The 10,202-nt window shown below is 70.8% G+C and carries 11 protein-coding genes; 3 read left to right on the top strand and 8 right to left on the bottom strand.

Going from position 1 to position 10,202, the window contains the following annotated elements; translation table 11 throughout:
• Nucleotides 1-676: MFS transporter (locus VE172_RS12205; RefSeq protein WP_324801821.1), on the top strand; the 676-nt coding region annotated here is incomplete at its 5' end.
• 188 nt (nucleotides 677-864) lie between these two features.
• On the opposite strand, the gene VE172_RS12200 is transcribed toward VE172_RS12205, so the two are convergent.
• The gene (locus tag VE172_RS12200) at nucleotides 865-1,413 is read right to left on the bottom strand and encodes an ArsR/SmtB family transcription factor (protein WP_324801818.1); all 549 of its coding nucleotides are present in this window, start codon (nucleotides 1,411-1,413) and stop codon (nucleotides 865-867) included.
• Between the two features lie 92 nt (nucleotides 1,414-1,505).
• Between VE172_RS12200 and VE172_RS12195 the strand changes: the two genes are divergently transcribed.
• Nucleotides 1,506-2,132 (top strand): hypothetical protein, encoded by a 627-nt coding sequence (locus tag VE172_RS12195; RefSeq protein WP_324801816.1) that lies wholly within the window; start codon nucleotides 1,506-1,508, stop codon nucleotides 2,130-2,132.
• 164 nt (nucleotides 2,133-2,296) lie between these two features.
• Here the strand turns inward: VE172_RS12195 and VE172_RS12190 are convergent, their stop codons facing one another.
• The 7 genes from VE172_RS12190 to VE172_RS12160 form a co-directional block, all read right to left on the bottom strand.
• Entirely contained in the window at nucleotides 2,297-3,439 is a 1,143-nt protein-coding gene (locus VE172_RS12190; RefSeq protein WP_324801813.1) for an FAD-dependent monooxygenase, read from the bottom strand.
• A 58-nt stretch (nucleotides 3,440-3,497) separates the two neighbouring features.
• Entirely contained in the window at nucleotides 3,498-4,910 is a 1,413-nt protein-coding gene (locus VE172_RS12185) for a sensor histidine kinase (RefSeq protein WP_324801810.1), read from the bottom strand.
• Between the two features lie 6 nt (nucleotides 4,911-4,916).
• Complete coding sequence (locus tag VE172_RS12180) at nucleotides 4,917-5,597, bottom strand: response regulator transcription factor (protein WP_324801808.1); 681 nt, start codon at nucleotides 5,595-5,597, stop codon at nucleotides 4,917-4,919.
• A 169-nt stretch (nucleotides 5,598-5,766) separates the two neighbouring features.
• Complete coding sequence (locus tag VE172_RS12175; protein WP_324801805.1) at nucleotides 5,767-6,504, bottom strand: TIGR03089 family protein; 738 nt, start codon at nucleotides 6,502-6,504, stop codon at nucleotides 5,767-5,769.
• 17 nt (nucleotides 6,505-6,521) lie between these two features.
• A complete protein-coding gene (locus VE172_RS12170; protein ID WP_324801803.1) occupies nucleotides 6,522-7,151 on the bottom strand; it encodes a TetR/AcrR family transcriptional regulator in 630 nt (209 codons plus the stop codon).
• 19 nt (nucleotides 7,152-7,170) lie between these two features.
• The gene (locus VE172_RS12165; protein WP_349258352.1) at nucleotides 7,171-7,908 is read right to left on the bottom strand and encodes an ABC transporter permease; all 738 of its coding nucleotides are present in this window, start codon (nucleotides 7,906-7,908) and stop codon (nucleotides 7,171-7,173) included.
• Nucleotides 7,909-7,911: 3 nt separating this feature from the next.
• Nucleotides 7,912-8,628: an ABC transporter ATP-binding protein gene (locus VE172_RS12160; RefSeq protein WP_324801797.1), complete on the bottom strand. Its 717-nt coding sequence runs from the start codon at nucleotides 8,626-8,628 to the stop codon at nucleotides 7,912-7,914.
• Nucleotides 8,629-8,718: 90 nt separating this feature from the next.
• Between VE172_RS12160 and VE172_RS12155 the strand changes: the two genes are divergently transcribed.
• Nucleotides 8,719-10,068: a replication-associated recombination protein A gene (locus VE172_RS12155; RefSeq protein WP_324801794.1), complete on the top strand. Its 1,350-nt coding sequence runs from the start codon at nucleotides 8,719-8,721 to the stop codon at nucleotides 10,066-10,068.
• Nucleotides 10,069-10,202 lie beyond the last annotated feature (134 nt).

The following is a 10,202-nucleotide window of genomic DNA, read 5'->3' as shown; positions in this document are numbered from 1 at the left end:
GCTGTCGAGAGTGCTCGAAGTGGCGGGCGGGATCTGCCTGGCGGCGGTCCCCGTGGCGCTGTCGGTACCAAAACGCACCGATGCCATGCGGCCCAAGACATCCGCGCGCGGCGCCCGAGTCCCGCGTTCGGTGCGGCTGTGGGCGGTGGCGGCGTTCTTCGGGTGCATCGGCGCCAACGCCAGCTCCGTCTACTTCGTCGCGATCGGCGGCGCCAGCGGGCTGTCGGCGCCGACGGCGGGAATCCTGCTGTCGGTGACGGCCGCGCTGGCCATGGCGACCCGCGGCGTGGCGGGCGCCCTGGCCGATCGCCGCCCGCGCGGCAACGCGCTGGTGGCCTGCGCCCAGATGCTGGCGGGCGCGGTGGGCCTGCTGGCGATCTCCACCACGACGATCGCGGGATTCGTCGGCGGCGCCGTCCTGTTGGCCGTCGGCCAGTGGGGCTGGGCGGGGCTGCTGCTCAGCGCCGCGCTGCGCGGCAGCCCCGACCCCGCGCGGGGAGCCGCCGCCATCCAGTCGGGTTTCTTCGCGGGAGGCGCCGCGGGCCCCGTGGTGTTCGGCTCCCTGCTGGAGCTGATCCCGATGTCGGCGGCCCTGGCCGTCGGCGCGGGCCTCACCGTCGTCGCCGCCGCGATCGCCCTGGCGGGCCACCGCATGGCCGCCCGCGACCGCGCTTAGGGCCCGTTGGGGAACTCAGTTCCGTCGCGAGCGGTGTCCGGGCGAGCGCACGGCAAGGTGGAACAGCGCCCGCATGCCGGTGTTGTTTGCGGGCGTGCCGACGACGCGTCCGGGCCCCGCCTGGCGGCGTGCAGAAGGAAACGGGGTTCCCCAACAGGACCTAACCGCGCGGCAGGCGTTCGCCGCCGTCACGACTCGTCGACGAACGCGAACCAGCGAACCGTCACCGCCCGCGCGCCCTCGGGCGCGCCGTCGGCGTCCTTTCCGTAGCGGCGCAACAGCTTCAGATAATCCTCGTGAAAGGACCTGAGCTGGTCGAGCGTCATGAACGCCCGTCCCCGCGACCCCTGTAGCCACTCGCCCAGCGCGTCGCGATCGGCCAGCGCCGCCGAGATCGTCGCGTAGTCCTCGGCGATGCGGGCCCTTTCGAGTTCGTCGTGGACGGTCTTGTCCTCATCGGACATGGACGCGCGCGGGGGAGTGCGGCGGTCGGCGGGAACCGTGCGCCACCAACGCTCCCGCCCCTTGGCGCGCTCGGGGATCTCGGCGATCAGGCCCGCCGCGGCGAGCTGGCGGAGGTGGTAGCTGGTGGTGCCGGTGTTCTCGCCCAGCGCCTGGCCGATCGTGGTGGAGGTGGCGGGACCGTGGGTTCCCAACTGGCGCAGGATGGAGCGCCGCAGCGGGCTGGACAGCGCCTTGAGGGTGTCGGAGGTGTGCGCGATGGGTTCGTCCGCCATGGACGCAGCCTACCTGCCGACCTCGCGGCATGCGGGGAAATCTATGCAGAAATATACTTGCAGAATAAATTCTGTAACTCTATGGTTGAGCCATGACCCACACCAAGCTGACCCGCTTCGCCGCCGTCGCCGCCCCCGTCGCCATCATCGTCGGCTGGGCGATCCAACACTCGATGGGAACCGAGGGCCGCGAGCCCGGCTGGACCCTGGCCCACCTCGCCTGGCTGGCCGCCTACCCGCTGCTGATCCCCGTCTCCGCCGCGCTGTACCGCGTCGCCCGGCCGCCCGCGGCGGCCGGGCGGGTCGCCGCCCGCGTCTACTTCGGACTCTCCGTCTTCGGCGCCGCCAGCCTCGCCGCGCAGATGCTCATCGACCTGGTCTCGGGCTGGGCGACCGCGAGCAACGACGCCATGCACGCCTTCACCGAGAAGCTCACGTCCGCGCCCGGCGTCGAGCTCGTCGTCTACATCCTCGGCCCCGCCGTGCTGTTCATCGCGCTGGCCGCCCAGGCCATCGACGCCGCCGCCCGCCGCCGCGTCCCCGCCCTCGCCCCGATCTGCGTATCGGCGGCCGTGTTGGTGATGCTCGCCGACCGCCTGGTGGACACCCCCGTGCGCCTCACCATGCCCGTGGCGGCGGTGCTGCTGTTGATCGGCCTGCTCCGCGCCACCACGGGGGACATCCGGGCCTCCCGCGCCGCCGCGACCTCGGGCGTCTGACAACGATCGGCGCGGATCGGGACCCGCGAGCCCCGATCCGCTCCGACAACCTGGCGAGCCCCGTTTCCTGCTGCGCGGCCCCCGATGGCGCCTGGCCGCGTTGTCGGCGCGCCACGCATCCGTCGGGAAGCCGCTCGCCACGGCAGCGGACTCCCCAACACGCTTTAGAAGTACTCCTTCGGCCGAAACGCGTCGGGTTCGTCCTCGGGCACCGACGCCGCCATCTCGTCCAGCATCTCCTGGCTCGGCGTCGCGTAGGCGTGCGCCCTGAACTCCCGCCCCAGCAGCTGGTTGCGCGAGATGTAGTCGCGCAGTTCGCTTTCGTATGCGGCCAGCGCCTTCTCGTGGTCCCCGCCGCTGGCCTCCAGCTCGCCCGCCAGCACGTACGCCGCGATGAGCGCCTGCGACGTGCCGCGCCCCGACGTCGGCGCCGCGCAGTATCCGGCGTCGCCCAGCAGCACCACCCGCCCCCGCGACCAGCTGTTCATCTCGATCTGCGCGGCGGCGGTGAAGTAGAAGTCGGTGGCGCCGCGCATGGTCTCCAGCAGCCGCGGCACCTCCCAACCCACGTCGGAGAACTTCTCCGTGATCAGGTCCTTCACCGCCTCGGTGTCGCGCCGATCGACGTCGATCGACTCGGCGGCGAACGAGAACATGGCGCGCGCCGAGGCGTTGTGGTCGGCGGAGATGACGCCCACCCGCCGCGTGTCGTCCACGGCCATGCCGAGTCCCGTGTGGTCCAGTCCGAGGAAGTTGTCCACGGTGAACACCGCCATCTGCATTCCCAGCGAACGGAAGTAGTTCTCCTCGGGCCCGAACGCCATCGACCTGGTGTGGGAGTGCAGGCCGTCGGCGCCCACCACCAGGTCGAAGCGCCCCGACCGCCCGGAGTCGAACGTCACCCGCGCGCCGTCGGCGTCCTGCTCCAGCGTCGCGATCGAGTCGCCGAAGCGATACTCGACATCGTCGGCTGTGGCCTCGACCAGGATGCGGGTCACGTCGTTCTTCGGGACCTCCAGATCCCCGGCGAACAGCGCCGCGGGCATGTTCGCCACGTGCCCGCCGTCGATGTTGATGAGCTTCAGGTCGTTCATCTTGGTGTCGTTGGCGCGCAACGCCTCGCCGATGCCCATCCGATCCACCAGGTCCAGGGCCACGCCCCGGAAATCGATGGACCAGCCGCCGTCGCGAATGGCGGGGGCCCGTTCCACGACGGTCACCTCGCATCCGGCGCGGTTCAGCCAGTAGGCGGCGGCGGGACCGGCGATGCTGGCCCCCGAGATCAGTACCTTGAATGTGTTGTCCATGGCCGCGACGCTATGGACGACCGCTGAGATATCGCTGGCGCGCCGCTGGCTTCGCCGCTCACACCGCCGCGTCGGTGACCGGCAACACGATCCGCACGCAGGTGCCCCTGCCCAGCTGGCTCTCCAGCTCGACGCGGCCCTCGTGCGACTCCACGATTGACTTCACAATGGACAGACCGAGGCCGGTGCCCCCGGTGTCGCGCGAGCGCGAGTCGTCCGCCCGATAGAAGCGGTCGAACACCCGGTGCCGGTGGGCCGAGGGGATGCCGGGCCCGTCGTCGGCCACGGTGAGGATCGCCTCGTTGCGGTGCCGCGTCACCGTCACCGCGATGTTGGTGTCGGGCGCGGTGTGCACCCGCGCGTTGGTCAGCAGGTTCACCACCACCTGCCGCATGTGGTCCTCGTTGGCGCTCACCGGAACCGGCTGCTCGGCGTTGACGTCGATGGGGTGCGCGCCGTCGGCGACCCGCGCGTCGTCCACCGCGTCGAAGGCCAGCTGCCGCAGGTCCAGCGGTCGCCGGGTGGGCGTGGACGACTGGTCGAGCCGCGCCAGCAGCAGCAGGTCCTCCACCAGCGCCGCCATCCGGTGGCTCTCCCCGCGGATGCGCGCCATCGCCCGGTCCAGCGCCGGGCCCGACGGCACCCCGCCCGACTCGTACAGCTCGGCGTAGCCGGTGATCGCCGCCAGCGGGGTGCGCAGCTCGTGCGAGGCGTCGGCGACGAAGGTGCGCAGCCGGTTCTGCTGGGCGTCGCGCTGATTGATGGCATCCACCAATTTGGACACCATGATGTTGAGCGCGGTGGCCAGCTTGCCGATCTCGGTGCGCTCCCCGCGCGCCGGCAGCCGCCGCTCCAGGTCCCCGTCGGCCACGGCCGCCGCCGCGTCGATCATCTTGGTGACCGGGCGCATCCCGCGCCGGGTGATCCCCCAGGCCGCCAGCACCCCCACCGCCAACACCAGGGCGACGGTGACGGCCATGGTGACGATCAGGCTGTGGCGGACGTCGGCGACCTCGTTGAGCGGCGCGGCCGCCACCAGCCGCAGGTGCTTGGTCCCGCCGCCCGGCACGTTGTCCAGCGCCTTGGCGTCGCTGATCACCGCCCGGTACTCCAGGTGCCCGGAGGTGGACTTCAGGGTGATCGGGGTGTCGGACTTCGGCAGCGGCCGGGGCACCTTGGGAAGCGGCATCTTGGTGTCGCCGAAGCCGGCGGCCTCGGCCTGCACCACCCTGCCGTTGTCCTTGATCACCAGGACCGCGATGTCGCGCGAGCTCAGCGACGTCTTGGCGTTGGTCTCCACGGGTTTTTCGGTGAGGCTGCCCAGCGCGTCGTCCATGAACTGGGTGACCTGCCGGTCGATGCGGTTGGTCATCGTCTTGACGACCGCGCCGGTGGCGACCGTGCCGATGACGATCGTGGCGACGCTCAGAAGGATCGCGGTGGCCAGGATCAACTTGGTCTTGATCGCCATGGCGGCTCAGGACTTCGGCGCGCGAAGGATGTACCCCGAGGACCCGACCGTGCTGATCAGCGGAGGCGATACACAATCGACCTTCCACTTCAGATCGGCCATGTGTTTGGCGACGTCGATGTCGTGGTTGCCCAGCGTGGCACCCCACACGTGGGTCACGATGTCCGATTCGGACAGCACCTTGCTGTGGTTGGTGGCCAGGTAACGCAGCAGCGCGAACTGCCGGTCCGACAGCTCCAGCACCACCGAGCCGCGCCACGCGGTGCCCGATTCCGGGTCCACCACCAGGTCGCCGACGTTGAGCACCCCGGTGGCGTCGGCGGGACTGCCCTGGTCGCCCATGGTGCGGCGCAGTACCGCCTCGATGCGCATCCGCAACTCCTCCAGCCGGAACGGCTTGGTCAGGTAGTCGTCGGCGCCGGTGCCGAAGCCGTCGCGCAGGTCGGCGGGGGCGTCGCGCGCGGTGAGATACACGATGGGGGTCTTGTCGCCGCTGGCGCGCAGCCGCGCCGCCACGGCGAAGCCGTTGAAGTCGGGGAGGTTGACGTCCAACAGCACCAGATCGGGGCGCTTGGTGGACACCGCCGCCAGCGCCTGCGTGCCGTTGCCCGCGGTGTCGACGCGATAACCCGCGAAGGTCAGCGAATCGAGCAGCAGGTCGGTCAGAACCGTCTCGTCATCGACCACCAGCAGCCTCGCCGGGGAACCGTCACTGTGCCGGGGAACCGGGGTACTGGCGGGATGTACTTTTTGCGTAACACTCCCCACGATTGGCGAGTGTACCTGCGAAATCGTTTGGTGACCCCCGGGTGAAACGGTGTTCTATGTCGCCCGGACGGCCACTTGCCGCGGCGGCCTAGGGCTGAACGATCCGGGCGTGCTCGGAGGCGGCGCGGGCGGTCGGATCGCCGGAAGTGTTGCGGCTCAATACCACCGAACCCTTCGCCGCCAGCGGCGTCAACAGCCAGTCCAGCGGCCGCAGGACGTCGGCGGTGAACATGACGCGGGCGCCTTCGGCGAGGTCGAGATCCTTGGCACGCGCGACGGCGGCCTCGGCGATCTGGGCGCGATCGCGCTGCCCGCCGCGGGGCAGGTTCACCAGGGCGGGCGACGCCGGATCGGGGGAGGCCACGGGCCGGAAATGGTCGCCGTGCCCGCGCACCTCGGCCAGGAAGTCCAGCAGCTCGCCGGAGCGCGCGGCGGCCGCGGCGTCGGCGTCGCGCAGCCCGGCGGCCAGCGGCGCCAGCGACACCGCGCACGTGGTGTCGGCGTCGACGTCGGACGTCGTCGCCCGGTCCTCGGACACGAAGGCGACGTCCACGCTGGACGGTTCGTGGGAGATGGCCAGTCCGGCTCGCCAGCAGCCCAACAGGATCACCCCGCCCAGCCAATGTGGAGGAACGTCCACGTACGCCCGGTCGCCGGGCTCCAGCCCGAGCCCGTCGACGAGGAGGTTGGCGGTCTTGGCGATCCAGTTGTCGGCGGTGGCATAGGACAGCTCGACGCGTTCACCGGTGGCGTCGTCGTAGTACGTCAGGTACGGCCGGGTGAGGTCGGCGGCCGCGGCGGCGGTGAACAGCTCGTTGAGGTCCATGGGGCGATCGTAGGACGTCAATCGGCGTCCTGATTCCTCAGCTCCGCGAAGTCCATGGTGATGTAGCGCTGCACCGTCGGACCGTAAATCGCCGCCAGCTCGTCGACGGTCAGGCGGGTGAGCGCCTCGATGCCGAAGATGTGACGGGTGACGGCCATCCCGAGCAGCTGGGAGGCCACCAGCGCCCCGCGCAGCTCGGCGTGATCGAGCTCGGGGAACTTCAGCTTCAGGCCGCGGCGCACGATCTGGGTGGTGATGAACTGCCGCACCAGGTGCGACATCTCCGGGCGGGTGATCGCCGAGCGCAGGAACGCCGCCGCCCGGTTGCCCGTCGGCGAGTCCCAAATGGACAAAAAGAACCTGATCAGGTTCTCGCCCAGCTGGTCCTCGCCCCCCGCCAGCACCTTGGGCAGCACCTCCATCGGGTCGAAGGGCGCCTCGATCGCCGCCAGGAACAGCTGGTCCTTGGTGCCGAAGTAGTGGTGGACCAGGGCCGGGTCGACCCCGGCGTCGTTGGCGATGCGGCGGATCGACGAACGCTCGAAGCCGTCGCGGGCGAAGGCGTCCCGGGCCGCGGCGAGGATCTCGGCGCGGGTGTCGGGACTGCCGGGCCTGCGACCACTGCGTTTGCGACGAACCACGGTCATGACTCTAGCTTCGTTCCCCTCATGCCGTCCGACGGCGCAGGGTCGCGGCACCGAGGATCAGGGCGGCCACGGCGCAACCGGCCACGATGGCCAGATCCCACCACAGTGTCCTGGTCGCGTCGGAATGCGAGCCGACCTCGCCGAGCGCGTCCACCGCGTAGGTCAGCGGCAGCACGTCGGAGATCTTCTCGAGCCAGTCGGCCATCTGGTCGCGCGGCCAGATCAGCCCGCACAGCAGCACCTGCGGCAGCACGATCGCGGGCATGAACTGGACGGCCTGGAACTCGGTGTTGGCGAACGCCGATGCGAACAGCCCCAGCGCCAGACCGAGCACGGCGTTGGCGGCGGCGATGACGATCACCAGCCACGCGGGCCCGTCGGTGTCCAGGTCCAGCCACCAGTACGCCACGGCGCTGGCGATCACGCTCTGCACCACCGCCGCCAGCGTGAACGCCAGGGCGTAGCCGCAGATCAGGTCGAACTTGTGCACCGGCGTGGTCAGGGCGCGCTCCAGGGTGCCGCTGGTACGTTCGCGCAGCATGGCCACGCTGGTGACCAGGAACATCGAGATGAACGGGAAGACGCCGAGCATGCTCAGGCCCACGGACTGGAAGATGTGCGGCTGGCTGTCCATGACGTAGCGCAGCAACACCAGCAGCAGCGCGGGCACCGCCACCACCAGGGCGATGGTGCGCCGGTCGTGGACGAGCTGGCGCAGAATGCGTCCCGCGGTCGAAAGGGTCATGCGAATCGACATGTCCTACTTCCCTTCCAGCTCGCGGATGATGTGCAGGAACGCCTGCTCCAGGTCGGCGGTGCCGGTGGCCTCGCGCAGCGCGGCAGGGGTGTCGTCGGCGACCAGTCGGCCTTCGCGGATCAGAAGCAGCCGTTGGCATCGCGCCGCCTCGTCCATAACGTGGCTGGACACCAGCAGGGTGGTGCCGGCCGCGGCGAGCCGGTGGAAGTGCTGCCACAGGTCGTCGCGCAGCACCGGGTCCTGGCCGACGGTGGGCTCGTCCAGGATCAGCAGCTCGGGACGGGCGATCAGGGCGCAGGCCAGGCTGACGCGGGCGCGCTGGCCGCCCGACAGGTTGCCGACCAGTTGGCGCGACGCGTCGGTCAGGCCCACCTCGGCGATGGCGGAGCGGGAGGCGGCGGCCCCCGCGGCGAACAGCGAGGCGAAGTAGCGCACGTTGGCGTACACGGACAGGTCCGGGTAGACCGAGGGGGACTGGGTGACGTAGCCGAGTCGGCGCCGCAGGCGCCGGTGCCCGGCGGGCGAGCCGAGCACCGTGATGCGTCCGGCACGGATCTTTTGCACCCCAACGATCGCGCGCATCAGGGTGGTCTTGCCGCTTCCGGACGGCCCGAGCAGCCCGGTGACGCTGCCGACCCCGACGCGGCAGGTGACGCCGCGCAGCACCGGCCGGCGCCCGCGCCGGATGTCCAGGGATTCGATGTCGATGGCGGTGGTCATGGCGACCCCTCAATAATTCAACAATGATGAATTAGACGTTAACACAGCTCATCTCCGTCCCGACACACCCGGAAGGTAACCTGTCGCCCCATGGACGCGCCGGGACTCTTCGATATCGAACCCACCCAGGAACCCGAACCCGAACCCGCCGCCGACGCACCGCTGGCCGTGCGGATGCGCCCGTCGACGCTCGACGAGCTGGTGGGGCAGAAACACCTGCTCACGCCGGGTTCGCCGCTGCGGCAACTGGTCGGCGGCGACGCGCCGCTGTCGGTCATCCTGTGGGGCCCGCCCGGCTGCGGCAAGACCACCATCGCCAACCTGGTCGCCCGATCCACCGACCGGCGCTACGTGCCGCTGTCAGCGCTCAACGCCGGAGTCAAGGACGTGCGCGCCGTCATCGACGCCGCCCGCGCCGGCCGCCGCCGCGGCGGCCCGCCGACCGTGCTGTTCATCGACGAGGTGCACCGCTTCACCAAGACCCAGCAGGACGCGCTGCTGGCCGCCGTGGAGGACCGCGTCGTCACGCTGCTGGCCGCCACCACCGAGAACCCCTACTTCTCCGTGGTGTCGCCGCTGCTGTCGCGCTGCGTGCTGCTCACCCTGGAACCCTTGACAGACGACGACATCCGCGAACTCATCGACCGGTCGCTGCACGCCGAGCGCGGCCTGGCCGACGCGGTCACGCTTCACGACGACGCCGCCGATCACCTGGTGCGCCTGGCATCCGGCGACGCCCGCCGGGCCCTGACCGCGTTGGAGGCCGCCGCCGTCGCGGCCGTCGCGTCGGGCTCCGACACCGTCGACCTGGCCACCGCCGAGGCCGCCGTCGACATCGCCGCGGTGCGCTACGACCGCGACGGCGACAGCCACTACGACGTCACCAGCGCCTTCATCAAGAGCATGCGCGGATCCGATGTGGACGCCGCCCTGCACTGGCTGGCCCGCATGCTCGTCGCCGGGGAGGACCCGCGGTTCATCGCCCGCCGCCTGGTCATCTTCGCCAGCGAGGACGTCGGCATGGCCGACCCCACCGCGCTGCAGACCGCCACCGCCGCCGCCTCGGCCGTGGCGCTCATCGGCCTGCCCGAGGCCCAGCTCAACCTCGCCCACGCCGTGGTGCACCTGGCCAGCGCCCCGAAGTCCAACGCCGTCACCGCCGCGATCGGCGAGGCCATGGCCGACGTCCGCTCCGGCACCGGGGCCGGGGGAGTACCGGCCAACCTGCGCGACAGCCACTACTCCGGCGCCAAGAAGCTCGGCCACGGCGACGCCTATCTCTATCCCCACGACGATCCCCGCGGCGTGGTCACCCAGCGCTACGCCCCCGACGGCGTCCACCGCAAGGTCTACTATCGACCGACCAACCACGGCGCCGAGAACGCGGTGGCCGAACGCGTCGACAAGATTCGCTCCATTGTGTGGGGGGAACAGCGGTGAGGCCGCGATCGCACGCCGCGCGGCCGCGCGGCATCCGGCGCACCCAGGCCCTGGCTCAGCTGGTCGCCGACTTCACCCGGATTCGCCGCCTCAAGCTGGCCACCGTCGCCGTGGCGCTGGCCGCCGTGGCGGCG

It is taken from the genome of Stackebrandtia sp. (genome assembly GCF_035643755.1).
In the GTDB taxonomy this organism is placed as follows: Bacteria; Actinomycetota; Actinomycetes; order Mycobacteriales; family Micromonosporaceae; genus Stackebrandtia.
Note: the sequence above shows the minus strand (reverse complement) of the source record. Positions and strands in the feature narration are given on the sequence as shown.